Origin of the sequence: Pseudomonas sp. NPDC096925 (assembly GCF_044762545.1) — a bacterium.
Classification (GTDB): Bacteria; Pseudomonadota; Gammaproteobacteria; order Pseudomonadales; family Pseudomonadaceae; genus Aquipseudomonas.
Genome location: NZ_JBIWEM010000001.1, coordinates 938,940 through 962,494 on the forward strand (window position 1 = coordinate 938,940; position 23,555 = coordinate 962,494).

Annotated in this window: 23 protein-coding genes and 1 pseudogene; 21 read left to right on the forward strand and 3 right to left on the reverse strand. The window is 64.2% G+C overall.

Features of this window, described 5'->3' with window-relative positions; genetic code table 11:
- Positions 1-87 precede the first annotated feature (87 nt).
- Positions 88-1,020, forward strand: coding sequence for an ABC transporter ATP-binding protein (locus ACIQYU_RS04540; protein ID WP_207832221.1), 933 nt, complete (start codon positions 88-90; stop codon positions 1,018-1,020).
- Positions 1,017-1,796, forward strand: coding sequence for an ABC transporter permease (locus ACIQYU_RS04545; RefSeq protein WP_085625335.1), 780 nt, complete (start codon positions 1,017-1,019; stop codon positions 1,794-1,796). Before ACIQYU_RS04540 ends, ACIQYU_RS04545 begins: the two co-directional genes overlap by 4 nt.
- Positions 1,797-1,805: 9 nt before the next feature.
- Here the strand turns inward: ACIQYU_RS04545 and ACIQYU_RS04550 are convergent.
- A pseudogene (locus ACIQYU_RS04550) lies at positions 1,806-2,312 on the reverse strand (DUF2062 domain-containing protein); the annotation flags it as partial.
- 142 nt (positions 2,313-2,454) lie between these two features.
- Between ACIQYU_RS04550 and ACIQYU_RS04555 the strand changes: the two are divergent.
- The 8 genes from ACIQYU_RS04555 to murB all read left to right on the forward strand — a co-directional run bounded on the left by ACIQYU_RS04555 (position 2,455) and on the right by murB (position 9,390).
- Positions 2,455-4,668, forward strand: a complete 2,214-nt coding sequence (locus ACIQYU_RS04555) for a DNA internalization-related competence protein ComEC/Rec2 (RefSeq protein ID WP_333957241.1) — start codon at positions 2,455-2,457, stop codon at positions 4,666-4,668.
- A gap of 183 nt (positions 4,669-4,851) precedes the next feature.
- A complete protein-coding gene (locus ACIQYU_RS04560) occupies positions 4,852-5,487 on the forward strand; it encodes a MotA/TolQ/ExbB proton channel family protein (protein WP_003259970.1) in 636 nt (211 codons plus the stop codon).
- Positions 5,484-5,918, forward strand: a complete 435-nt coding sequence (locus ACIQYU_RS04565) for a biopolymer transporter ExbD (RefSeq protein WP_046617071.1) — start codon at positions 5,484-5,486, stop codon at positions 5,916-5,918. The genes ACIQYU_RS04560 and ACIQYU_RS04565 overlap by 4 nt, the downstream gene beginning before the upstream one ends.
- Positions 5,918-6,919, forward strand: a complete 1,002-nt coding sequence (gene lpxK / locus ACIQYU_RS04570; protein WP_207832215.1) for a tetraacyldisaccharide 4'-kinase — start codon at positions 5,918-5,920, stop codon at positions 6,917-6,919. Before ACIQYU_RS04565 ends, lpxK begins: the two co-directional genes overlap by 1 nt.
- A 44-nt stretch (positions 6,920-6,963) precedes the next feature.
- Entirely contained in the window at positions 6,964-7,149 is a 186-nt protein-coding gene (locus ACIQYU_RS04575) for a Trm112 family protein (RefSeq protein ID WP_011532874.1), read from the forward strand.
- The gene (gene kdsB / locus ACIQYU_RS04580) at positions 7,146-7,910 is read left to right on the forward strand and encodes a 3-deoxy-manno-octulosonate cytidylyltransferase (protein ID WP_207832213.1); all 765 of its coding nucleotides are present in this window, start codon (positions 7,146-7,148) and stop codon (positions 7,908-7,910) included. The genes ACIQYU_RS04575 and kdsB overlap by 4 nt, the downstream gene beginning before the upstream one ends.
- Positions 7,910-8,374, forward strand: a complete 465-nt coding sequence (locus ACIQYU_RS04585) for a low molecular weight protein-tyrosine-phosphatase (RefSeq protein WP_063911712.1) — start codon at positions 7,910-7,912, stop codon at positions 8,372-8,374. Before kdsB ends, ACIQYU_RS04585 begins: the two co-directional genes overlap by 1 nt.
- A complete protein-coding gene (gene murB, locus ACIQYU_RS04590; protein WP_233694408.1) occupies positions 8,371-9,390 on the forward strand; it encodes a UDP-N-acetylmuramate dehydrogenase in 1,020 nt (339 codons plus the stop codon). The genes ACIQYU_RS04585 and murB overlap by 4 nt, the downstream gene beginning before the upstream one ends.
- Before the next feature lie 186 nt (positions 9,391-9,576).
- On the opposite strand, the gene rne is transcribed toward murB, so the two are convergent.
- A complete protein-coding gene (rne, locus tag ACIQYU_RS04595) occupies positions 9,577-12,792 on the reverse strand; it encodes a ribonuclease E (RefSeq protein WP_207832209.1) in 3,216 nt (1,071 codons plus the stop codon).
- A 798-nt stretch (positions 12,793-13,590) separates the two neighbouring features.
- On the opposite strand from rne, the gene rluC reads away from it, so the two are divergent.
- From rluC to sppA, 3 genes are read left to right on the forward strand one after another with little or no spacing between them, the layout of a single operon-like run.
- Entirely contained in the window at positions 13,591-14,547 is a 957-nt protein-coding gene (gene rluC, locus ACIQYU_RS04600; RefSeq protein WP_013971570.1) for a 23S rRNA pseudouridine(955/2504/2580) synthase RluC, read from the forward strand.
- A gap of 3 nt (positions 14,548-14,550) precedes the next feature.
- Positions 14,551-15,225: an HAD family hydrolase gene (locus tag ACIQYU_RS04605; protein ID WP_207832206.1), complete on the forward strand. Its 675-nt coding sequence runs from the start codon at positions 14,551-14,553 to the stop codon at positions 15,223-15,225.
- A 6-nt stretch (positions 15,226-15,231) separates the two neighbouring features.
- Positions 15,232-16,221, forward strand: a complete 990-nt coding sequence (sppA, locus tag ACIQYU_RS04610) for a signal peptide peptidase SppA (protein ID WP_402798385.1) — start codon at positions 15,232-15,234, stop codon at positions 16,219-16,221.
- A 281-nt stretch (positions 16,222-16,502) separates the two neighbouring features.
- On the opposite strand, the gene ACIQYU_RS04615 is transcribed toward sppA, so the two are convergent.
- Positions 16,503-17,081, reverse strand: a complete 579-nt coding sequence (locus ACIQYU_RS04615; protein ID WP_207832202.1) for a nucleoside triphosphate pyrophosphatase — start codon at positions 17,079-17,081, stop codon at positions 16,503-16,505.
- Between the two features lie 96 nt (positions 17,082-17,177).
- Here ACIQYU_RS04615 and ACIQYU_RS04620 point away from each other — a divergent pair, with 96 nt between their 5' ends.
- From ACIQYU_RS04620 to pabC, 8 genes are all read left to right on the forward strand, one after another.
- A complete protein-coding gene (locus tag ACIQYU_RS04620) occupies positions 17,178-17,705 on the forward strand; it encodes a YceD family protein (RefSeq protein WP_114170339.1) in 528 nt (175 codons plus the stop codon).
- A 13-nt stretch (positions 17,706-17,718) separates the two neighbouring features.
- Positions 17,719-17,901 carry a 50S ribosomal protein L32 gene (rpmF, locus tag ACIQYU_RS04625; protein WP_003247154.1) on the forward strand — a complete coding sequence of 61 codons (183 nt, stop codon included), beginning with the start codon at positions 17,719-17,721 and terminating at the stop codon, positions 17,899-17,901.
- A 3-nt stretch (positions 17,902-17,904) separates the two neighbouring features.
- Complete coding sequence (gene plsX / locus ACIQYU_RS04630) at positions 17,905-18,915, forward strand: phosphate acyltransferase PlsX (RefSeq protein ID WP_075044133.1); 1,011 nt, start codon at positions 17,905-17,907, stop codon at positions 18,913-18,915.
- A gap of 253 nt (positions 18,916-19,168) precedes the next feature.
- Positions 19,169-20,107, forward strand: a complete 939-nt coding sequence (fabD, locus tag ACIQYU_RS04635) for an ACP S-malonyltransferase (protein ID WP_082888261.1) — start codon at positions 19,169-19,171, stop codon at positions 20,105-20,107.
- Between the two features lie 15 nt (positions 20,108-20,122).
- Positions 20,123-20,863, forward strand: a complete 741-nt coding sequence (gene fabG, locus ACIQYU_RS04640; protein WP_063911721.1) for a 3-oxoacyl-ACP reductase FabG — start codon at positions 20,123-20,125, stop codon at positions 20,861-20,863.
- 203 nt (positions 20,864-21,066) lie between these two features.
- The gene (gene acpP, locus ACIQYU_RS04645; RefSeq protein WP_063911722.1) at positions 21,067-21,303 is read left to right on the forward strand and encodes an acyl carrier protein; all 237 of its coding nucleotides are present in this window, start codon (positions 21,067-21,069) and stop codon (positions 21,301-21,303) included.
- Positions 21,304-21,493: 190 nt separating this feature from the next.
- Positions 21,494-22,738, forward strand: coding sequence for a beta-ketoacyl-ACP synthase II (gene fabF, locus ACIQYU_RS04650; protein WP_063911723.1), 1,245 nt, complete (start codon positions 21,494-21,496; stop codon positions 22,736-22,738).
- Positions 22,738-23,553, forward strand: a complete 816-nt coding sequence (pabC, locus tag ACIQYU_RS04655) for an aminodeoxychorismate lyase (RefSeq protein WP_207832200.1) — start codon at positions 22,738-22,740, stop codon at positions 23,551-23,553. Before fabF ends, pabC begins: the two co-directional genes overlap by 1 nt.
- Positions 23,554-23,555 lie beyond the last annotated feature (2 nt).

Genomic DNA, 23,555 nt, shown 5'->3' on the forward strand with positions numbered 1-23,555 from the left:
CCAGGCCAAGCACCATTGGCCGCACTCACTGCGCCAGTGACTTCGCCTGGCGTGTCCTGCACCTTTTTCTTCGGTAAGTGACCCGCTATGAGTTCCGCCCTGTCCATTCGACAGCTGACCAAGACCTACAGCAATGGCTTTCAGGCCCTCAAAGGCATCGACCTCGATGTTGCCGAAGGCGACTTCTTCGCCTTGCTCGGCCCCAACGGTGCCGGCAAGTCCACCACCATCGGTATTCTCTCCACGCTGGTGAACAAGACCAGCGGCACGGTCAACGTGTTTGGCCACGATCTGGATCGCGAGCCCTCGGCGCTCAAGCGCTGCCTGGGCGTGGTGCCGCAGGAATTCAACTTCAACCAGTTCGAGAAAACCTTCGACATCGTCGTGACCCAGGCCGGCTACTACGGCATTCCGCCCAAGGTGGCGAAGGAGCGCGCCGAGCAGTACCTGACCCAGCTCGGCCTGTGGGACAAGCGCGACGTGCAGTCGCGTTCGCTGTCCGGCGGCATGAAGCGCCGCCTGATGATTGCCCGCGCGCTGATCCACGAGCCGCGCCTGCTGATTCTCGACGAGCCTACCGCGGGTGTGGACATCGAGCTGCGCCGCTCGATGTGGAGCTTTCTCACCGAGCTGAACCAGAAAGGCATCACCATCATCCTCACCACCCACTACCTGGAAGAGGCCGAGCAGCTGTGCCGTAACATCGGCATCATCGACCACGGCACCATCGTCGAGAACACCAGCATGCGCCAGTTGCTGGGCAAGCTGCATGTCGAAACCTTTGTCCTCGACATCAAGCAGGACCTGGCCACTGCACCGACGTTGCAGGGCTACCCGTGCCGGCTGCTGACCCCGCACACCCTGGAAGTGCAGGTGGACAAGGACATCGGCATCACCGCGCTGTTCGGCCAGCTGGCGCTGCAGAACATCGAGGTGCAGAGCCTGCGCAACAAGACCAACCGACTCGAGGAGCTGTTCGTGTCCCTGGTGGAAAAAAACCTGTCGAAGGTGGCCGTATGAGTGTGGAACTGCGCACCAACTGGGTCGCCCTGAACACCATCGTCTACCGCGAAGTGCGGCGCTTCCTGCGCATCTGGCCGCAGACCCTGCTACCGCCGGCAATCACCATGGTCCTGTACTTCGTCATCTTCGGTAACCTCATCGGCCGGCAGATCGGCGACATGGGTGGCTTCACCTACATGGAGTACATCGTGCCAGGGCTGATCATGATGTCGGTGATCACCAACTCCTACGGCAATGTGGTGTCGAGCTTCTTCGGCAGCAAGTTCCAGCGCTCGATCGAGGAGCTGATGGTGTCGCCGGTATCGCCGCACACCATTCTCGTCGGCTATGTGCTGGGTGGCGTGTTGCGCGGCCTGGCGGTGGGCGTGATCGTGACCTTCCTGTCACTGTTCTTCACTCACCTGCAGGTGCACCACCTGGGCGTGACCGTAGCCGTGGTGCTGCTGACCGCTACCATCTTCTCGCTGCTGGGGTTCGTCAACGCGGTGTTCGCGCGCAACTTCGACGACATCTCGATCATCCCGACCTTCGTGCTGACGCCGCTGACCTACCTGGGCGGGGTGTTCTACTCGATCAATCTGCTGCCGCCGTTCTGGCAGACCGTGTCGCTGGCCAACCCGGTGCTGCACATGGTCAACTCGTTCCGCTACGGCATCCTAGGGGTGTCGGATATCAGCATTGGCACGGCGATTACCTTCATGCTGGTCGCCACCGCGGTGCTCTACCTGGTGTGCGTGCGCCTGCTGGTCAGCGGCCGCGGCATGCGTGCCTGAGGCCTTGCACCGGCATTGGCGGCGACGCCACTGCCGGCCTACCCACCAGCGCCAGTAGAACATGGTGGTGAAGTAGCCAAGTATGCCCAGCACCACGCCGCACACCACCGAGCCGAGCAGGAAGGGCTGCCACAACGTCGACAGCTGGTCGGTGATCCACTGGAACGTCAACTCGTCGGGCAGGGTGCGCGGCGGTACCTGCATCAGCCAGGCGCCGGTCATGTAGGTGACGAAGAACACCGGTGGCATGGTCAGCGGGTTGGTCAGCCATACCAGGCTGACCGCGATCGGCAGGTTGCCGCGCAGCGGAATGGCCAGCGCGGCGGCCAGCAGCATCTGCGCCGGCATCGGGATAAGCGCCGCGAACAGGCCGACGCCCATGGCCCTCGCCACCGAATGGCGATTCAGATGCCAGAGGTTCGGGTCGTGCAGCAACTTGCCGAAAAAGCGTAAGGACTTGTGTTCCCGAATACTGGTCGGGTCCGGCATGTAGCGTTTGAAAAGTCGGCGCGGCATGTAGGCTCCCGGAGCGTTTATCCCGGCAGTATGCCCTGATTCCCGCTCAGCCTCGTTTAGAGTTTGTGACAATTGTTGAGCAAGCATTGCCGCCAGTTGGGCTATGCCTCAGAAGGTGATTTCGCTTCTGGAGCTCTACTTCATGCGCACAGGGATGTTTGCGCTCGCGCTCGGGTTATTGTGCCTGGGCTTTCTCCCCGCATTGCCATCGGTCGGATGGCTGATATCGCTGGCTGTCTGCGCTGCCGTCAGCCTGTTTACCCGCGTTTGGCCGTTGGGCTGCTTGCTGCTGGGCTTGTGTTGGGCTTGCTGGTCTGCCCAGCAGGCAATTGATAATCGCCTGGCTGCTGGCCTGGATGGTCGCACCTTGTGGCTGGAGGGGCGGGTGGTCGGCTTGCCGACCAGCACTGCGCAAGGCGTGCGCTTCGAGTTGGAGGCGCCACGTTCACGGCGGGCCGAACTGCCGCAACGTCTGCAACTGAGCTGGTTTGACGGGCCACCACTGCGGGCGGGCGAGCAGTGGCGGCTGGCCGTGACCTTGCAGCGCCCGGCCGGGCTGCTCAACCCGCATGGGCCGGATCGTGAGGCGCAATTGCTGGCGCGGCGGGTCGGTGCCACCGGTACGGTCAAGGCCGGGCAGTTGCTGGCGCCGGTTGCCGGTGGTTGGCGCGACACGCTGCGCCAGCGTCTGCTGGCCGTCGAGGCCAATGACCGGCAGGCAGCGTTGGTGGCACTGGTGCTTGGTGACGGGGCGGGGTTGGCGCGGGAGGACTGGCAAACGTTGCAGGCCACCGGCACGGTGCACTTGCTGGTGATTTCTGGCCAGCACATCGGCCTGGTTGCCGGCTTGCTGTATGGCCTGGTCGCCGGGCTGGCGCGCTGGGGCCTGTGGCCGGCACGGTTGCCGTGGTTACCTTGGGCTTGCAGTCTGGCCATGGCCGCAGCGTTGGCCTACGGCTGGCTGGCCGGTGCAGGCGTGCCGGTGCAGCGGGCCTGCCTGATGCTGGCCGTGGTGTTGCTCTGGCGCCTGCGTTATCGCCACCTTGGTGCAACACTGCCGCTTTTGCTGGCGCTGATCGCGGTGCTGCTGGTCGAACCGTTGGCGGCGCTGTTGCCCGGGTTCTGGTTGTCGTTTACTGCAGTGGCCACGCTTGTCTATTGCTTCAGCGCCCGCTTGGGCGGCTGGCGGCCATGGCAGGCCTGGACGCGGGCGCAATGGGTGATGGCCATCGGTTTGCTGCCTGTGCTGTTGGCCACGGGCTTGCCAGTGAGCCTGAGTGCGCCGCTGGCCAACCTTGTGGCGGTGCCGTGGATCAGCCTGGCGGTGTTGCCTTTGGCGTTGCTGGGTACGTTACTGCTGCCGTTGGGTGGGTTAGGGGAGGCGGTGCTCTGGTTGGCAGGTGGCCTGCTGGATCTACTGTTCCAGCTGCTGGCGCTGGTGGCGCAGCAACGGCCTGCATGGGTACCGCCGGCCTTGCCATTGTGGGCCTGGCTGCTGGTCTGCCTGGGTGCGCTGCTGGTTTTGATGCCCCATGGCGTACCCCTGCGCGGGTTGGGGGGCGTGATGCTACTGGCGCTGTGGGTGCCCCGGGAGACGGTACCGTTCGGCCAGGTCGAGGTCTGGCAGCTGGACGTCGGCCAAGGCTTGGCGGTGCTGTTGCGTACCCGCCATCGCAACATGCTGTACGACGCCGGGCCGGCCAGAGGCGAGAGCGACCTGGGCGAGCGGGTGGTGTTGCCGACCTTGCGCAAGCTGGGCGTGGGTAGCCTGGATTTGATGCTGGTCAGTCATGCCCATGCCGATCATGCCGGTGGTGCTGGCGCAATCCAGCGTGGTCTGCCGGTCAACCGGGTGGTCGGTGGCGAAGTGCTGGAAGACATCCAACTGCAACCTTGTGCCAGTGGCGAGCAATGGACGTGGGATGGCGTGCGCTTTTCGCTGTGGCGCTGGGCTGATGGGCGCAGCAGCAATGACCGCTCTTGTGTGCTGTTGGTCGAGGCGCGGGGTGAGCGGTTGTTGCTGGCGGGGGATATGGAAGCCGGTGCCGAGCGGGCCTGGCTGGCGGCCCACGAAGTACCGCGTATCGACTGGTTGCAGTCGCCGCACCATGGCAGCCGCAGTTCGTCCAGCGAGGCCTTCATCCGCGCCACGGCACCGCGCGGGGTGCTGATTTCGCGGGGGCGCAACAATAGCTTCGGGCACCCGCATGCGCAGGTGGTCGAGCGTTATCGGCGGCATGGGATGGTGATACATGACACGGCCGAGCAAGGGGCGTTGCGGTTGGTGCTGGGGAGGCAGGGGGAAGTTGAGGGGGTGAGGGAGCAGCGGCGGTTTTGGCGGGTTCGGGCACCGTGAGGTGCATTGGCTTGCAGGTGCTTGCCATTACATTTCCAGCGCCTGTCGTGGCGAGCACCTGCCGGCCCTGATGCCAACCCAAGGCATACCCATCTGGCCTCCACCAATTCCCTGACCTCCGGCAGATGAGCCCCCGGCGCGCCTATGGTAGAGTGGCGGCCTTTTTCCGAAGGGGCGTTTACTGTGTGGGAATTGGTCAAGTCCGGTGGTTGGATGATGCTGCCGATCATTCTGAGCTCCATCGCTGCCATGGCTATCGTCGTCGAGCGCCTGTGGACCCTGCGCGTCAGCCGCGTCACCCCGCCGCACCTGCTCGGCCAGGTGTGGATATGGATCAAGGACAAGCAACTGACCAGTGACAAGCTCAAGGCGCTGCGCGCCGATTCGCCACTGGGCGAAATCCTCGCCGCCGGCCTGGCCAACTCACGCCATGGCCGCGAAATCATGAAGGAATGCATCGAGGAGGCCGCCTCGCGCGTCATCCACGAACTCGAACGCTACATCAGCACTCTCGGCACCATCGCCGCCATGGCCCCGCTGCTGGGCCTGCTGGGTACCGTGCTGGGCATGATCGACATCTTCAGCGCCTTCATGGGCTCGCAGATGACTGCCAACGCCGCCGTGCTGGCCGGTGGTATCTCCAAGGCCCTGGTCACCACCGCGGCCGGCCTGATGGTCGGTATCCCGGCGGTGTTCTTCCACCGTTTCCTGCTGCGCCGCATCGACGAGCTGGTGGTGGGCATGGAGCAGGAGGCGATCAAGCTGGTGGAAGTGATCCAGGGTGACCGTGAAGTGGAAGTGGCCGGAGGCAAGGCGTGAAGTTCCGGCGCAATCGCCAGCGGGAAAACGTCGACATCAACCTGGCGTCGCTGATTGACGTGGTGTTCGTCCTGCTGCTGTTCTTCGTGGTCACTACCACCTTCACCCGCGAGACCCAACTGCGCGTCGAGCTGCCCGAAGCCGCCAGCGCCGAGCAGGCGCCACCCGACCAGGGCAAGCTGGTGGAGATCACCATCAGCGCCGAAGGCGTGTACTCGGTGAACAACCACCTGCTGCCCAAGAGCGACCTGGCTACCCTGAGCGAAGCGATCGAGCGTGAGTCGGGCGGCGACAACAAGCTGCCGCTGGCCATCAGTGCCGACGGCAAGACCCCGCACCAGGCGGTGGTCACCGCGATGGATGCCGCCGGCAAGCTCGGTTTCAGCCAGTTGCGCATGACCACCGTCGAGGCGGCCCAGGGCACGCCTTGATGGCCTTCGCCGACCGTCTGCTCGCCGCCTGGTACGCCGGGCACCCGGCCTTGGCGCTGCTGCGCCCGCTGGAGGCGCTGTATCGCCGTGTGGTCACGCGCAAGCGGGCGCGTTTTCTCAGTGGCGAAAGTGCCAGCTACCGGGCCCCGGTGCCGGTCATCGTGGTGGGTAACATCACCGTGGGTGGTACCGGCAAGACGCCGATGATCCTTTGGCTGATCGAGCACTGCCGGCAGCAGGGGCTGAAGGTGGGCGTGGTCAGCCGTGGCTATGGCGCCAGGCCGCCGCAGCTACCCTGGCGCGTGCGGGCCGATCAGGCGGCCGGGCAGGCCGGCGACGAACCACTGCTGATCGTGCAGCGCACCGGCGTGCCGCTGATGATCGACCCCGACCGCTCCCGCGCCGTGCAGGCACTGCTGGCCAGCGAACCCCTCGACCTGATCCTGTGTGACGACGGCATGCAGCACTACCGCCTGGCACGCGACCTGGAGCTGGTGCTGATCGATGCCGCCCGTGGCCTGGGCAATGGCCGCTGCCTGCCGGCGGGGCCGTTGCGTGAGCCGGCCGAGCGCCTGCACGAGGCTGATGCGGTGCTGTTCAACGGCGCCAGCGCAGACCGCGCCGATGGCTTCGGCTTCCGCCTGCAGCCGTCCGCCCTGGTCAACCTGCGCAGTGGCGAGCGGCGCGCGCTTGACCACTTCCCCGCAGGCCAACGCCTGCACGCGGTGGCCGGTATCGGCAACCCGCAACGTTTCTTCAATACCCTGCTGGGGCTAAACTGGCAGCCGGTGCCGCATCCCTTTGCCGACCACGCGCAGTTCAGTGCCCAGAGCCTGGCCTTCAACCCGCCGCTGCCGTTGGTCATGACCGAGAAGGATGCGGTGAAATGCCGGGCCTTCGCCGCTGACGACTGGTGGTACCTGGCCGTCGAGGCGCAGCCTACGCCGGCTTTCAGCGCCTGGTTCGACAACCAGTTGCAACGCTTGCTGCGCAAGCCCTGAGCCCGTTTTCAATTTCCGGCCACCTGGCCTAAAGGAAGTCTCCAATGGACACCAAACTGCTCGATATCCTGGCCTGCCCGATCACCAAGGGCCCGCTCAAGCTCAGTGCCGACAAGACCGAGCTGATCAGCAAGGGCGCGGGCCTGGCCTACCCGATCCGCGATGGCATCCCGGTCATGCTGGAAAGCGAGGCACGTACCCTGACCGACGAAGAGCGTCTGGACAAATGAGCCTGGATTTCACCGTGGTGATCCCCGCCCGGCTGCGCTCCACGCGCCTGCCGGGCAAGCCATTGCTGCCGATCGCCGGCAAGCCGATGGTGCAGCATGTGTGGGAACAGGCGCGCAAGAGCGGTGCCAGCCGTGTGGTCATCGCCACCGACGATGCCAGCATCCTCGAAGCCTGCCAGGCCTTCGGCGCCGAAGTGCTGATGACCCGTGCCGACCATGAGTCCGGCACCGACCGTCTGGCCGAAGTGGCCGCACATCTGGGCCTGCCGGCCGATGCCATCGTGGTCAACGTGCAGGGCGACGAGCCGTTGATCCCGCCGGTGATCATCGACCAGGTGGCGGCCAATCTGGCGGCCCACCCGGAAGCCGGCATCGCCACCCTGGCCGAACCGGTCCATGAGCCGGAAACCGTATTCAACCCCAACGCGGTCAAGGTAGTCAGCGACAAGAACGGCCTGGCCCTGACTTTCAGCCGCGCGCCGCTGCCCTGGGCCCGCGATGCGTTTGCCAAGGACCGCAACGCGCTGCCAGAAGGCGTGCCGTATCGTCGGCACATCGGCATGTACGCTTACCGCGTCGGCTTCCTGCAGGACTTCGTCAGCTGGGGCCCGTGCTGGCTCGAACAGACCGAAGCGCTGGAGCAGCTGCGTGCCCTGTGGCATGGCGTGCGCATCCACGTCGAAGACGCCATCGAGGCGCCTGCCGTGGGTGTGGATACCCCTGAAGACCTGGAGCGCGTGCGGCGCTTGCTGGAGGCCTGATGCGCGTCCTGTTCGTCTGCCTTGGCAATATCTGCCGTTCGCCCACCGCCGAAGGCGTGCTGCGCCATCAATTGCAGGCTGCCGGGCTTGCCGACCGGGTACATGTGGCCTCGGCCGGCACCGGCGACTGGCACGTTGGCAAGGCGCCTGACAGCCGCACCTGCAAGGCGGCGCTGGCGCGCGGGTACGACCTGTCGCAGCAGCGCGCCCAGCAGGTCAAGGCGGCGCATTTTGCCGAGTACGACCTGATTCTGGCCATGGACGAGAGCAACCTCGGCCACTTGCGTGCGATGCGCCCGCACACGGCAGTGGCGGAGCTCGACCTGTTCCTGCGCCGCTATGGCGCAGCGCTGGATGAAGTACCAGACCCGTACTACGGCGGGGCCGACGGCTTCGAGCAGGTGCTCGACCTGGTTGAAGCGGCGTGCCAGGCGCTGGTGCTGGAAATCAAGGGGCGGCTATGACAGTGCAGTGGCAGGAGCAGGTATCGCTCAAGCCGTACAACACCTTTGGCATCGATGTGAAGGCGCGCTATTTCAGCCCGGCACACGATGACCAGGAGGTGCGCCAGGCATTGAGCCAGGCGCAGCAACGCGGCTTGCCGGTGCTGGTGATTGGCGGCGGTAGCAATTTGCTGCTGACCGGTGATATCGATGCGTTGGTGCTGCACATGGCCAGCCGTGGCCGGCGTGTGCTCAGCGACGATGGCGAACGTATCGTGGTCGAGGCCGAGGCTGGTGAGCCGTGGCACCCATTCGTGCAGTGGACTCTGGCGCAGGGATATTGCGGGCTGGAGAACCTCAGCCTGATCCCTGGCACCGTGGGCGCCGCGCCGATGCAGAACGTGGGCGCCTATGGGGTGGAAATCAAGGACGTGTTCGTCGGCCTGACCGCCCTGCACCGCGAGACCGGCGAGTTGCGTGACTTCGGCCTGGCGGAATGTGCCTTCGGGTATCGCGACAGCCTGTTCAAGCGCAACCCCGGGCGTTGGTTGATCCTGCGTGTGCGCTTTGCCTTGCATCGCACGTTGCAGGCCCGCCTGGACTACGGCCCGGTGCGCCAGCGCCTGGCAGAGCAAGGCGTGACCGAGCCGACCGCACAGGCGATCAGCGAGGCGATCTGCAGCATTCGCCGCGAGAAGCTGCCAGACCCGGCTGAGCTGGGTAATGCCGGGAGCTTCTTCAAGAACCCGGTGGTATCGGCTGAACAGGTCGAGCGTATTCGTGCGCAATACCCGGGGGTGGTGGCTTATCCCCAGGCCGATGGCCAGGTGAAGCTGGCGGCGGGCTGGTTGATCGAACAGGCTGGCTGGAAGGGCCATCGCGAGGGGGATGCCGGAGTGCATCGTTTGCAGTCGCTGGTGCTGGTCAACTATGGCCAGGCGAGCGGGGCGCAGATGCATGCGCTGGCACGGCGGATCCAGGCCGATATCCTCGAGCGATTCGGGGTCGAGCTGGAGATGGAGCCTAACCTCTACTGATTCATTGCCTGGGCTGGCCCTTTCGCGGCTAAAGCCGCTCCCACAGGGACCTCACAGGGCCTGAGGGTAGTGAGGTCCCTGTGGGAGCGGGTTTACCCGCGAAGAGGTCGGTACAGGCAAAACGCCTAGCCAAGAAAAAGCCCCGCCAGTTTGCACTGGCGGGGCTTTTTCATTCAGCCTTGGCTATCAACCGTGATGAGGCTTGTGCTCATCGGCGGCTTCCAGGGCTGGCTCCTCGGCGGCTGCAGCAGCTTCCTGCGCGGCTTTGGCGGCAGCCTCGGCCTCGCGCTTGCGGCGACGCACTTCACGCGGGTCGTTCGGCGCGCGGCCGTTGGCCAGCATGACAGTGGCAGGCTCCACCGCCGCAGGGGCTTCGACCGGTGCAGGCTCGACGACCACTGGGGCAGGCTCGGCCACCACTTCTGGCTGGGCTTCGACAACCGGGGCAGGTTGCTCGGCAACCGGAGCAGCTTCGACCACGGCCGGGGCCTGTTCGATTTCACCGGCCTCGACGGCAGGTGCTTCTACCGGTGCTTCGGCAACCACCGCCGGCTCGGCAGCAGGTGCCGCCTCAACCACCGGCTGTGGAACGACTTCGACCACCGGCTCGGCAGTTGCCTCGATCACGGCCACGGGCTCGCTGACCGGCTGCTCGACCACCGGGGCCACGGCCACTTCTTCAGCCTTGGCGGCAGCTTCGACCTGCTCGACCTTCTCAGCCTGCTCGACCGGCTGGGCGACTTCGGCGGTGGCAAGCTCGGCCTGCTGGTTGGCCTGGGCTTCGGCGTCGGCGCTGATGTTGCTGCTGGCGACAGCGGCAGTCACGGCCAGGCCTGCGGCCAGTTCTGCACCCAGCTCGGTGGCCTGGTGCGGTTGTGGCTGCTCTTCGCCGCCTTCTTCTTCGCTGCCGTCGATCAGTTCGCCATTGGCGTTGCGCTGACGCTCACGACGGTTGCTGCGACGACGCTGGCCACGGGAGCGGCGGCGCGGGCGCTCGCCATCGGTGCCCTCCTGTTCGTCCTGCAGCAGTTCTTCGTTCGGCAGTTGCTCTTCGGCCAGTTCGGCAGCCTGCTCGGCGGCTTCTTCGGCTACGCGTGGCTGACGCTCCTCGCGTGGTGGGCGTGGGGCGCGTTCTTCGCGTGGAGCACGCTCTTCACGAGGTGCACGTTCCTCACGAGGTGCGCGCTCTTCACGTGGGGCACGTTCTTCACGTGGAGCACGTTCTTCGCGAGGTGCGCGTTCTTCACGCGGTGCACGTTCTTCACGCGGTGCACGTTCTTCACGTGGTGCGCGTTCTTCGCGTGGAGCACGTTCTTCACGGGCTACACGTTCCTCGCGCGGCTGACGTTCTTCACGTTCGGCAGGGGTGGCGTCCAGTGGCTCGCGCAGTTCGCGCACGCGCTCTTCGCCACGGTTGCCGCGGCGGTCTTCGCGTGGCTGGCGTGGTGCACGCTCTTCGCGTGGCGCACGCTCTTCGCGCGGGGCACGTTCCTCACGTGGTTGGCGCTCTTCGCGCGGCGTGCGCTCGGCACGTTCTTCACGTGGCTTGCGCTCTTCGTCGCGGCGGCCGTTGCGGTTGCGGGTCTGTTGGCGGCCGTTGCGGCGTTCTTCGTTGCGTGGGCTGCGCTCGGTGGCCGGTTTCTCGGCGGCGGTGACAACCGGCGCGGCAGCAGGCTCTTCCTTGGCGGCGAACAGGCTTACCAGCGACTTCACCAGGCCCTTGAACAGGCTTGGCTCCGGAGCGGCCGGGGCAGGTGCGACCGGGGCAGGCTGCGGCTCTTCAACAGCGGCTGGTACCGGCGCGTTGGCGCGGGCCGGGGCGGTCTTGACCGCAGCTTCCTGGCGTACCAGCGTGCGGGTGGCGGTCGGCTGCGGCGCTTCTTCGGTTTCGGCGGCGGCGATCTCGTAGCTGGACTGGTTGCTCAGCACTTCCGGGTTGTCGTCGCGCAGGCGCTGGACTTCGAAGTGCGGGGTTTCCAGGTGATCGTTCGGCAGGATGATGATGCGCGCACGGGTACGCAGTTCGATCTTGGTGATCGAGTTGCGCTTCTCGTTGAGCAGGAAGGCAGCCACCGGGATTGGCACCTGGGCGCGAACTTCGGCGGTGCGGTCCTTCAGGGCTTCTTCTTCGATCAGGCGCAGGATGGCCAGCGACAGCGATTCGACGTCACGGATAATGCCGGTGCCGGAGCAGCGTGGGCAGACGATGCCGCTGCTTTCGCCCAGCGACGGGCGCAGGCGCTGGCGGGACATTTCCAGCAGGCCGAAGCGCGAGATGCGGCCGACCTGGACGCGGGCGCGGTCGGCTTCCAGGCACTCGCGAACACGTTCTTCAACGGCGCGCTGGTTTTTCGCCGGGGTCATGTCGATGAAGTCGATGACGATCAGGCCGCCGATGTCACGCAGGCGCAGTTGGCGGGCGATTTCCTCGGCCGCTTCCAGGTTGGTCTGCAGGGCGGTTTCTTCGATGTCGCTGCCTTTGGTGGCGCGCGCCGAGTTGATGTCGATGGACACCAGGGCTTCGGTCGGGTCGATCACGATCGAGCCGCCGGACGGCAGGTCGACCACGCGCTGGAAGGCGGTTTCGATCTGGCTTTCGATCTGGAAGCGGTTGAACAGCGGCACGCTGTCTTCGTACAGCTTGACCTTGCTGGCGTACTGCGGCATCACCTGGCGGATGAAGGTCAGGGCTTCTTCCTGGGCATCGATGCTGTCGATCAGCACTTCACCGATGTCCTGGCGCAGGTAGTCGCGGATGGCGCGGATGATGACGTTGCTTTCCTGGTAGATCAGGAATGGCGCGGCGCGGTCCTGGGACGCTTCCTTGATGGCGGTCCACAGTTGCAGCAGGTAGTCGAGGTCCCACTGCATTTCTTCGCTGCTGCGGCCAAGGCCGGCAGTGCGCACGATCAGGCCCATGTCGCCCGGTACGGTCAGGCCGTTCAGGGCTTCACGCAGTTCGTTGCGCTCTTCGCCTTCGATGCGGCGGGAGATGCCACCGGCGCGCGGATTGTTCGGCATCAGCACCAGGTAGCGGCCGGCCAGGCTGATGAACGTAGTGAGGGCGGCGCCTTTGTTGCCACGCTCTTCCTTCTCGACCTGGACGATGACTTCCTGGCCTTCGCTCAGTACTTCCTTGATGTTGACCCGCCCTTCGGGGGTTTTCTTGAAGTATTCGCGGGAGATTTCTTTCAGCGGCAGGAAGCCGTGACGTTCGGAGCCGAAGTCGACGAAGGCGGCTTCGAGGCTGGGTTCGATGCGGGTGATCTTGCCTTTGTAGATGTTGGCCTTTTTCTGCTCGCGCGCGCCGGACTCGATGTCCAGGTCGTAGAGACGTTGGCCGTCCACCAGGGCTACACGCAACTCTTCGGGTTGAGTCGCGTTAATCAGCATTCTTTTCATGTTGTACCGTCGGTTTCCGGGCTGCCGGAAACGGCGTTCGGCACACACGACGTCTCATGGTCGGTGCCAAGGTGCGCAAAGGGTGGCCGGGCCACCCCCGTGTCGAGCAACGTTCGGCACCAGCCGGTTGCCCAGCCTGCCGTTGTCGCGACGACGCGTCCTGTTTGCTGCGGTGCCAACAAGGCCCCGGTGGCTTCGAATTGGAATCCGAATCAACCAAGCGGGCCTTGTGCACTCAGTCAGGAGGAGGAATCAACCGTCAGCCGTGGACGCCCGGGGGCATCTGTTCAGGACCTTATCCGCTCGCCAGCCGTTCAGTGGGCTGGTGGGCCGGACGCGGTGCTACACGGTCCGAGGGCTGTGCATCTCCACCCTGCACGTATCCCTGATAATTCGGGTGCTGCCGCGCGCTGAATCCGCAACGGGTTGCATTTTTCGCCAGCGCAGGTTCTGCGCTGGCGCCATTCATGTCCAAGGCAGGTATTTCCGAAGCATTCGCCGGGCGTTGCGTGGAAGCGACGGGGCGGGCAGAGGTGCAGCGAAAAGAATCGGGTAAGCAGGTGAAACACCGCACTTGTCGTTTTTTTCGGTCTTCTCTACACAGCGCTGGTGGCGATTCCAGGCAATTCGGTAAACTGGCGAAAACCCCGTAGGACGGCCTCGCGTCCTGGAGAATTGCGTTGGTCAGGGGCCGGCTGGAAGCCTGGTGCCGCTGGCCTGCCGCTTTTGGCGGCGTTCGCGACTATAGCAGCAATGATTAAGTGCTTCAATTCCATAAAAAATTGTTATGATCCCGCCATGACGACCAATACCCCTCCGACTTCCGGCGTTCAGCTGATCGAAGTCGCGCCGGAACTTGCCGGCCAACGCATCGACAATTTCCTCATCACGGCCCTCAAGGGCGTGCCCAAGACCTTGGTCTACCGCATCCTGCGCAAGGGTGAAGTACGGGTCAACAAGGGGCGCGTCAAGCCAGAGTACAAGATCCAGGCCGGCGATATCGTGCGGGTACCGCCCGTCCGCCTGCCGGAACGTGACGAACCGGCACCGGTGGCCCAGGGCCTGCTGCAGCGCCTGGAGGCGGCCATCGTCTACGAAGACAAGGCGCTGATCGTGATGAACAAGCCGGCCGGCATCGCCGTGCATGGCGGCAGCGGCCTGAGTTTCGGCGTGATCGAGGCGCTGCGCCAGTTGCGCCCGGACGCCAAGGAGCTGGAGCTGGTGCATCGCCTGGACCGCGATACCTCCGGCCTGCTGATGATCGCCAAGAAGCGCAGCATGCTGCGCCACTTGCACGCCGCGCTGCGCGGTGATGGTGTCGACAAGCGCTACATGGCGCTGGTGCGCGGCCATTGGCCGACCTCGAAGAAGCAGGTCAGTGCGCCGTTGCTCAAGAGCAACCTGCGTTCCGGCGAGCGCATGGTCGAGGTGAACGACGAGGGCAAAGAGGCGCTGACCCTGTTCCGCGTGCTGCGCCGCTTCGGCGAGTTCGCCACCATTGTCGAGGCGCGCCCGATCACCGGTCGTACTCACCAGATCCGCGTGCACACCCTGCATGCCGGGCATATGATCGCTGGCGACAGCAAGTATGGCGACGAAGACTTCAGCCGCGAGATTCGCGACCTGGGCGGCAAGCGCCTGTTCCTGCATGCCTACGCGTTGACCGTGCCGCTGCCGGACGGTGGTGAGCTGAAGCTCGAAGCGCCGGTGGATGAAGTCTGGGCGAAAACCGTTGAGCGTCTGAGTGCGTCCTGACCTATGAAAAAAGGCTATGAGCTACTGATCTTCGACTGGGACGGCACCTTGGCCGACTCTATCGGGCGTATCGTCGAGGCCATGAACGCCGCCGCCGAGCGTGCCGGTGAGGCGCAAAGCAGCGAGGCTGCGGTCAAGGGCATCATCGGCCTGGCCCTGGGCGAGGCGATCCACACCCTGTACCCGCACCTGGCGCCGGCGCAGGTCGAAAGCTTCCGTCAGCACTATGCCGATATCTACATGGCTCTGGACCAGCAGCCGTCGCCGCTGTTCGAGGGTGTGGTCGAGTCGCTGGATGCCTTCCGTGCCGAGGGTTACCGCCTGGCGGTGGCCACCGGCAAGGCGCGTCGTGGGCTGGACCGGGTGCTCAAGGCCAATGGCTGGGAGCAGTTCTTCGACATCACCCGCGCTGCCGACGAGACCCGCGGCAAGCCGCATCCGCGGATGCTCGAGGAAATCCTCGGCCATTGCGCTGTCGAACCGGGGCGCGCGCTGATGGTTGGCGATTCGGCATTCGACCTGCAGATGGCCAGCAATGCCGGCATGCATTCGGTGGCCGTGGGCTATGGTGCCATGTCGTTGCAGGCGCTGGCCGAGTTTGGTCCGCAGGTGTGCATTGATCATTTCTCCCAGTTGCGTGAGTGGCTGGGTGGTTCCGCAATTCCATTTCCAAGGTAGGTAAGCATGGCAGACGAATGGAAAGCCCCCGAGGCCGAACCCGAGGAGCGCGAAGAGCGCAAGAGCTGGAAGCTGCTGGAAAAGACCCTGCTGGCAGGTGTTCAGGAGCAGCGACGGGCGCGACGCTGGGGGATCTTCTTCAAGTTGCTGACCTTCGTCTACCTGTTCGGCATCCTGGCCTTGTTCACGCCGCTGATGGACATGGACAAGACCGCGTCGCGCAGTGTCAGCCATACCGCGCTGGTCGAGGTGCGCGGGGTGATTGCCGACCAGGAGCCTGCCAGTGCCGACAATATCGTCAAGAGCCTGCGCGAGGCCTTCAAGGACAGCAAGACCAAGGCTGTGGTGATGCGTATCAACAGCCCGGGCGGCAGCCCGGTGCAGTCGGGTTACGTGTATGACGAAATCCGCCGCCTGCGTGCCGAATACCCGGCTATCAAGCTGTATGCGGTCATCACCGACCTTGGCGCTTCCGGCGCCTACTACATCGCCAGTGCGGCGGACGAGATCTATGCCGACAAGGCCAGTCTGGTGGGCTCGATTGGTGTGACAGCGGCTGGTTATGGCTTTGTCGGCACCATGGAGAAGCTAGGTGTGGAGCGGCGTACCTACACTGCGGGCGAGCACAAGGCCTTCCTCGATCCGTTCTCGCCGCAGAAGCCGGAAGAGACCGAGTTCTGGCAGGGCGTGCTGAACACCACGCACCAGCAGTTCATTGCCATGGTCAAGCAGGGGAGGGGTGATCGGCTCAAGGACAAGGAGCACCCGGAGCTGTTCAGTGGCCTGGTCTGGTCGGGTGAGCAGGCCAAGGAGCTGGGCCTGGTGGATGGGCTGGGCAGTGCCAGCTATGTGGCGCGTGAGATCGTGGGTGAGAAGGAGCTGGTGGACTTCACTGTGCAGGAATCGGCGCTCGATCGCTTCTCCAAGCGCGTGGGGGCCAGCGTGGCTGAGCGCCTGGCGATGTGGATGGGGTTCCAGGGGCCGCAGTTGCGCTGAGGGTTCGTCGCCCGTTTTGCTGTGTTTGTGAGATCGGGCGCCGCCCGCGCGGCGCATCGCGAGCGAAGCTCGCTCCTACATCTGTTTCGGGCCAATTATTCCTGAGGGTGCAGGCGTGCGGCCCCTTGGCTTCCGTCTCGATATCGTGTCGGGCAAACAGGGCGGTCGCGCGCGCTGGCGCAGGCGTTACTGGCCCGAAACAAATGTAGGAGCGAGCTTCGCTCGCGATGCGCCGCGCGGGCGGCGCTCGATCTCGCAGGCGCTAAAAATCTCAAGGCGGGTTACGGAATCACCACCCCTTCCTTGGTCAACATATCCACTAGCCGAATCAACGGCAGCCCAATCAGGCTGGTCGCATCGCACCCGTGTGTGCTCTGGAACAAACTCACCCCCAGCCCCTCCGCCTTGAAACTCCCGGCGCAGTCCAGCGGCTGTTCTGCCGCCACGTAGCGCTCCACCCGCTCCCGGTCCAGTTCGCGCAGGGTCACGGTAAACGGCACGCAGTCCACCTGGCAGTGCCCGGTGGCGCTGTTCAGCAATGCCAACCCGGTCAGGAAGCTCACCTGCTGCCCGCTGCACTCCAGCAGCTGCTCGCAGGCCCGCTCGAACGTATGTGGTTTGCCCAGTACCTGTTCGCCCAGTACCGCAACCTGGTCCGAGCCGATGATCAGGTGCTCGGGGTGGCTGCCCGCCAGGGCTTCGGCTTTTTGCCTGGCCAGCCGGCGCACCAGCTCCACCGCGGGTTCGTCATCCAGGCGCCGCTCGTCTATGTCGGGGCTTGCCCAGGTGAAGGGCAGGCGCAGGCGCGCGAGCAGTTCGCGGCGATAGGCAGAGCTGGAAGCCAGTAACAGAGGAAGCATGGTAGACTCCTGAATCAGTTGAACAAATTCTATCACGCACGATGCCGCCGAATTTCCTTTGACAGGGGCGGGGGGCATCCCTAGAATGCTGCGCCTATGTTGAATGACCCGATTCCACCTCACGTTGACCCGCGCAAATTAGCCGATCGTGGCGTAACCATTAACGGTTCGCTGCAACTCGCTGATTTGGAAAGACTCTGCGACCCGCTTTCCGACAATGTCGGTACGGTGCAGGCGAAGTTCGATTTTGAACGAGATGAACAGCACGTGGTGGTTATCCACAGCGAGCTGGACGTCGAAGTCAAGATGGTTTGCCAGCGTTGTCTTGAGCTGGTCACCCTGCCGATCCACAGCGAATGTACGTACGCCGTGGTGAAGGAGGGTGCGAATACCCAGTCGTTGCCGAAAGGCTATGACGTGCTGGAACTGGGCGAAGATCCTTTGGATCTGCAGGCATTGGTCGAGGAAGAGCTTTTGCTTGCCTTGCCAATCGTGCCTGCTCACCATCCGGAAGAATGCCAGCAGCCGGCGGGCGCAGACGAGCCCGAATCGAGCAAGGACGAGGTATCGCGGTCCAACCCGTTCAGTGTTTTGGCGCAGTTAAAGCGTGACCCAAACGTTTAGGAGTTAATCAATTATGGCTGTTCAGCAGAACAAAAAATCCCGCTCTGCCCGTGACATGCGCCGTTCGCACGACGCTCTGTCGGAAAACGCGCTGTCGGTAGAGAAAACCACCGGTGAAGTTCACCTGCGTCACCACGTTTCGCCAGAAGGCGTATACCGTGGTCGCAAAGTGGTCGACAAGGGCGCTGACGAGTAATCCTTGTCCGCTCAGATCATCGCGATCGACGCAATGGGCGGGGACTTCGGTCCCCGCAGCATTGTCCAGGCTAGCATTGCCTGCCTTTCGGCTACCCCCTCGCTGCACCTGACCCTCGTCGGTCAACCCTCCCTCCTAGAAGATCTTGTCAGCGGCCTTGCGGCTGCGGATCGCGCGCGCCTGCAGATCGTGGCCGCAAGCGAGGTGGTCGGCATGGACGAACGGCCATCCCAGGCGCTGCGCGGCAAGCCGGACTCGTCGATGCGCATCGCCCTCGAACTGGTGCGCGACGGCAAGGCCCAGGCCTGCGTCAGTGCCGGCAACACCGGGGCGCTGATGGCGCTGTCGCGTTTCGTGCTCAAGACGCTGCCGGGTATCGACCGGCCGGCGATGGTGGCGGCGATCCCGACCCAGACCGGCTACTGCCAGTTGCTCGACCTGGGCGCCAATGTCGACTGCAGCGCTGAAAACCTCTACCAGTTCGCCGTGATGGGCTCGGTGGCCGCCCAGGCCCTGGGTGTGCAGCGGCCGCGCGTGGCGCTATTGAACATCGGTACTGAAGACATCAAGGGCAACCAGCAGGTCAAGCTGGCGGCCAGCCTGTTGCAGAACGCCCGCGGGCTCAACTACATAGGCTTCGTCGAAGGTGACGGGTTGTATCGCGGCGAAGCCGATGTGGTGGTTTGCGACGGGTTCGTCGGCAACATCCTGCTCAAGTCCAGTGAAGGGCTGGCGACGATGATTGGTGCGCGCATCGAGCAGTTGTTCAAGGGCGGCGTGTTGTCGCGGGCAGCCGGGGCCGTGGCCATGCCACTGCTCAAGCGCCTGCAGGCCGACCTGGCGCCGGCGCGGCACAATGGTGCGAGCTTCCTGGGGTTGCAGGGCATCGTCATCAAGAGCCATGGCTCGGCGGGGGTGCAGGGCTTCCAGAGTGCCATCCAGCGGGCGTTGATCGAGATCCAGGAAAACCTGCCGCAGCGCTTGCATGGGCGGCTGGAGGATTTGCTGTTGTAGCCTGTGCCGACACCTTCGCGGGTAAACTCGCTCCCACAGGTGCCCCACGACCTTCAGGCCTGGGGTAACCCTGTGGGAGCGGGTTCACCCGCGAAAGGGCCGTCACTGAAGGAACAAAGACCTTAGGTATATCGCTGATGAAGTGCTTAAATGTGACCGCTTGGTCTGCGTATCCATCCAAGCTTTCAGATTCCGCGCCTGGCCCAGGGCCTGGCGCACCCTATCCGACGACAAGATCATAAGGGCTTGTTCAATGTCTGCATCTCTCGCATTCGTCTTTCCCGGTCAAGGTTCCCAGTCGCTGGGCATGCTCGCCGAGCTCGGCGCCGAGAAGCCAGTGATCATCGAAACCTTCAAGGAAGCGTCCGAGGCACTCGGTTACGACCTGTGGAAGCTGGTCCAGGAAGGCCCGGAAGAGCAACTCAACCAGACCGACAAGACCCAGCCGGCCATCCTCACCGCGTCCATCGCGCTGTGGCGCCTGTGGCTGGAAGAGGGCGGTGCCAGGCCGGCCTTCGTCTCTGGTCACAGCCTGGGTGAATACAGCGCCCTGGTTGCCGCTGGCAGCCTGAGCCTGAAGGATGCCGTGCGCCTGGTCGAGCGCCGTGGTCAGCTGATGCAGGAAGCCGTGCCGGCCGGCCATGGCGCCATGGCCGCCATTCTCGGCCTGGATGACGCCGTGGTCGTGGAAATCTGCGCCGAAGCGGCCGAGGACCAAGTGGTCAGCGCGGTCAACTTCAACTCGCCAGGCCAGGTGGTCATCGCCGGCAACAAGGCCGCCGTCGATCGCGCCATCGAGCTGTGCAAGGCCAAGGGTGCCAAGCGCGCCCTGCCGCTGGCGGTCAGCGTGCCGTCGCACTGCGCGCTGATGAAACCGGCTGCCGAGCGCTTTGCCGAGGCGGTCAACGCCATCGAATGGCAGGCTCCGCAAATTCCTGTGGTGCAGAACGTCACCGCTGCCGTTGCCGCTGATCTCGGCGCCCTCAAGCACGACCTGCTGGCACAGCTGTACCAGCCGGTGCGCTGGGTCGAATGCGTGCAGACCCTGGCCGCGAACGGTGCGGTCAACCTGGTCGAGTGCGGCCCGGGCAAGGTTCTGGCGGGCTTGAACAAGCGTTGCGCCGACGGCGTGACCACCTACAACCTCAATACCCCTGACGCCGTTGCCGCCACCCGCGCGGCACTGGCCTGATTTGGAGAAGCTTGCATGAGCCTGCAAGGTAAAGTTGCACTGGTCACCGGCGCCAGCCGTGGCATTGGCCAGGCCATCGCCCTCGAACTGGGTCGCCAGGGCGCGACCGTGATCGGCACCGCCACTTCGGCTTCCGGCGCCGAGCGCATTGCTGCCACCCTGAAAGAGCACGGCATCGCCGGTACTGGCATGGAACTGAACGTGACCAGCGCCGAATCGGTTGAGGCTGTACTGGCCGCCATCGGTGAGCAGTTCGGCGCACCGGCCATCCTGGTCAACAACGCCGGTATCACCCGCGACAACCTCATGCTGCGCATGAAGGACGACGAGTGGTTCGACGTGATCGATACCAATCTGAACAGCCTCTACCGTCTGTCCAAGGGTGTGCTGCGCGGCATGACCAAGGCGCGTTGGGGTCGTATCATCAGCATCGGCTCGGTCGTCGGTGCCATGGGCAACGCCGGCCAGGCCAACTACGCGGCCGCCAAGGCCGGCCTGGAAGGCTTCAGTCGCGCCCTGGCGCGTGAAGTGGGCTCGCGTGGCATCACCGTCAACTCGGTGACTCCGGGCTTCATCGACACCGACATGACCCGCGAGCTGCCAGAAGCGCAGCGCGAAGCCCTGCAGACCCAGATCCCGCTGGGCCGCCTGGGCCAGGCCGACGAAATTGCCAAGGTGGTTTCGTTCCTGGCATCCGACGGCGCAGCCTACGTTACCGGCGCCACCGTGCCGGTCAACGGCGGGATGTACATGTAACACTGCAACTCAATGTGACGGATTTCGTAAAAAAAGAGTCATACTGCGAGCCTAAAATCCGTTATAAAGCTGCAACCAGATTCCAGGCAGCGGGTGTGGTGACTGGTGTGAAAGTGCGTTTAGCTTGAAAAGCGAACGTCTTTCTATAAAATTAGCCACCGGCCAGCTGCCTGACATATGTCCATTAGGAGTGAAAACTAGGTATGAGCACCATCGAAGAACGCGTCAAGAAAATCGTCGCCGAGCAACTGGGCGTCAAGGAAGAGGAAGTGACTCTCGAGAAGTCCTTCGTCGATGACCTGGGTGCCGATTCGCTTGACACCGTTGAGCTGGTGATGGCTCTGGAAGAGGAATTCGAGACCGAAATCCCTGACGAAGAAGCCGAGAAGATCACTACCGTTCAAGCTGCTGTAGACTACGTCAAAAGCCACCAGGCCTAAGACGCTGTAGTCGACGCTTCTTGTCGGGAAAAACCGCACTGCCTTTGCCGGCGTGCGGTTTTTTCTTTGCGAGCGCCCTGCATTTTGCAGGTCGGCCTCGTTCACCGAGCACCTAGAGCTTGTTGCCATTTCATTCCATTGCTTGTAATGCAATGGCAAGAAACTCTGTGATTAGAAAAAGGAGAGTACTGTGTCGCGTAGACGCGTCGTGGTCACCGGTATGGGTATGCTGTCGCCACTGGGTACCGATGTACCGAGCACCTGGCAGGGCATTCTGGCTGGCCGCAGTGGCATCGGTCCGATCGAACACACGGACCTGTCTGCCTACTCCACCCGTTTTGGCGGCTCGGTGAAAGGCTTCGAGGTCGAGCAATACCTGTCGGCCAAAGAGGCCCGCAAGCTCGATCTGTTCATCCAGTACGGCCTGGCGGCAGGGTTCCAGGCGGTGCGTAATGCCGGCCTGGAAGTCACCGACGCCAACCGCCAGCGTATTGGTGTGGCCATGGGCTCGGGTATCGGTGGCCTGACCAACATCGAAGAAACCAGCCGCACCCTGCACGATTCGGGGCCGCGTCGTATTTCGCCGTTCTTCGTGCCAGGCTCGATCATCAACATGATCTCCGGCTTCCTGTCGATCCACCTGGGGTTGCAAGGGCCGAACTACGCCATTGCCACTGCCTGCACCACGGGCACCCATTGCATCGGCATGGCTGCGCGCAACATCGCTTACGGTGAAGCCGACGTGATGATCGCCGGCGGCGCCGAAATGGCCGCCTGCGGCCTCGGCATGGGCGGTTTCGGTGCCTCGCGTGCACTGTCCACCCGCAACGACGAGCCAAGCCGGGCAAGCCGCCCATGGGACAAGGGCCGTGACGGCTTCGTGCTGTCCGACGGTGCCGGTGCCCTGGTGCTCGAAGAGCTGGAGCATGCCCAGGCACGCGGCGCGACCATCTATGCCGAGCTGGTCGGCTTTGGCATGAGCGGCGACGCCTACCACATGACTTCGCCACCCGACACCGGTGAAGGCGCTGCCCGCTGCATGGCCAACGCCCTGCGCGATGCCGGCATCCAGCCGGAAGAGGTCAGCTACATCAACGCCCACGGCACCTCGACCCCGGCGGGCGACGTGGCCGAAGTGGCGGCGATCAAGCGCGTGTTCGGTGAGCATGCCTACAAGCTGGCGGTCAGCTCGACCAAGTCGATGACTGGCCACCTGCTGGGCGCCGCCGGTGCCGTGGAAGCGATCTTCAGCGTGCTGGCGATCAACAGCCAGATGGCTCCGCCCACCATCAACCTGGACGAGCCGGACGAAGGCTGCGACCTCGACTTCGTGCCGCACCAGGCGCGCAGCATGCCGATCGATGTGGTGCTGTCCAACTCGTTCGGCTTTGGCGGCACCAACGGTTCGCTGGTATTCCGCCGGTTCGCCGGTTGATGCACAGCTGGATCGATGGCCAGCCGGCGGCTGCAGTCAACCTGCAGAACCGCGGCCTGGCCTACGGCGATGGCCTGTTCGAGACCATCGCCGTGCGCGGCGGCCGGCCCAGCCTGCTGGACGGCCATCTTGCACGCCTGGCGCTGGGTTGCCAGCGCCTGGCGATCAGCGCCGACCTGGCGCTGGTGCGCGACGAACTCCTGCGCTATGCCAGCCAGCTCGGTGATGGTGTGGCCAAACTCATCATTACCCGTGGCGACAGCCAGCGCGGTTACGCCCCGGTTGCCGGTGTCGCGCCGCGACGTATCCTGCAGGGCAGCCCGTTGCCCAGCTATCCTGTCGAACATGCCGAACGCGGCGTGCGCTTGTTCCCGTGCCAGACCCGGCTTGGGGAACAACCGCTGCTGGCTGGCCTCAAACATCTCAACCGCCTGGAGCAGGTACTGGCCCGTGCCGAATGGCAGGACAGCGAACATGCCGAAGGCCTGATGCGTGACGGGCAGGGCAGGGTGATCGAAGGGGTGTACAGCAATCTGTTCCTGGTGCGCGATGGCGTACTGCTCACGGCCGACCTCAGCCGCTGTGGCGTCGCTGGCGTGATGCGGGCTGCGTTGCTGGAACAGGCAGCGCTGCAGGGCATCCCGGTGCAGGTCTGCGACTTGCCGTTCGACGCGCTGGAGCAGGCAGATGAAGTATTTGTTTGCAATAGCGTCTACGGTGTCTGGCCTGTGCGTGGCGTTGCCGCGCTAAACTGGTCGCCGGGCCCGCTCACCCGTAAACTGCAGGCCGTTGCCCGTACGTTACTGGAAACCTGAAT

Excerpts from the sequence above, each read along its gene's own strand:
- ACIQYU_RS04615 (WP_207832202.1), bottom strand. The coding sequence starts at position 17,081 with ATGCTTCCTCTGTTACTGGCTTCCAGCTCTGCCTATCGCCGCGAACTG.
- ACIQYU_RS04555 (WP_333957241.1), top strand. The coding sequence starts at position 2,455 with ATGCGCACAGGGATGTTTGCGCTCGCGCTCGGGTTATTGTGCCTGGGC.
- fabG (WP_063911721.1), top strand. The coding sequence starts at position 20,123 with ATGAGCCTGCAAGGTAAAGTTGCACTGGTCACCGGCGCCAGCCGTGGC.
- rne (WP_207832209.1), bottom strand. The coding sequence starts at position 12,792 with ATGAAAAGAATGCTGATTAACGCGACTCAACCCGAAGAGTTGCGTGTA.
- ACIQYU_RS04540 (WP_207832221.1), top strand. The coding sequence starts at position 88 with ATGAGTTCCGCCCTGTCCATTCGACAGCTGACCAAGACCTACAGCAAT.
- ACIQYU_RS04620 (WP_114170339.1), top strand. The coding sequence starts at position 17,178 with ATGTTGAATGACCCGATTCCACCTCACGTTGACCCGCGCAAATTAGCC.
- acpP (WP_063911722.1), top strand. The coding sequence starts at position 21,067 with ATGAGCACCATCGAAGAACGCGTCAAGAAAATCGTCGCCGAGCAACTG.
- ACIQYU_RS04585 (WP_063911712.1), top strand. The coding sequence starts at position 7,910 with ATGCGCGTCCTGTTCGTCTGCCTTGGCAATATCTGCCGTTCGCCCACC.
- ACIQYU_RS04575 (WP_011532874.1), top strand. The coding sequence starts at position 6,964 with ATGGACACCAAACTGCTCGATATCCTGGCCTGCCCGATCACCAAGGGC.
- rluC (WP_013971570.1), top strand. The coding sequence starts at position 13,591 with ATGACGACCAATACCCCTCCGACTTCCGGCGTTCAGCTGATCGAAGTC.
- rpmF (WP_003247154.1), top strand. The coding sequence starts at position 17,719 with ATGGCTGTTCAGCAGAACAAAAAATCCCGCTCTGCCCGTGACATGCGC.
- murB (WP_233694408.1), top strand. The coding sequence starts at position 8,371 with ATGACAGTGCAGTGGCAGGAGCAGGTATCGCTCAAGCCGTACAACACC.
- ACIQYU_RS04605 (WP_207832206.1), top strand. The coding sequence starts at position 14,551 with ATGAAAAAAGGCTATGAGCTACTGATCTTCGACTGGGACGGCACCTTG.
- lpxK (WP_207832215.1), top strand. The coding sequence starts at position 5,918 with ATGGCCTTCGCCGACCGTCTGCTCGCCGCCTGGTACGCCGGGCACCCG.
- pabC (WP_207832200.1), top strand. The coding sequence starts at position 22,738 with ATGCACAGCTGGATCGATGGCCAGCCGGCGGCTGCAGTCAACCTGCAG.
- ACIQYU_RS04545 (WP_085625335.1), top strand. The coding sequence starts at position 1,017 with ATGAGTGTGGAACTGCGCACCAACTGGGTCGCCCTGAACACCATCGTC.
- kdsB (WP_207832213.1), top strand. The coding sequence starts at position 7,146 with ATGAGCCTGGATTTCACCGTGGTGATCCCCGCCCGGCTGCGCTCCACG.
- sppA (WP_402798385.1), top strand. The coding sequence starts at position 15,232 with ATGGCAGACGAATGGAAAGCCCCCGAGGCCGAACCCGAGGAGCGCGAA.
- fabD (WP_082888261.1), top strand. The coding sequence starts at position 19,169 with ATGTCTGCATCTCTCGCATTCGTCTTTCCCGGTCAAGGTTCCCAGTCG.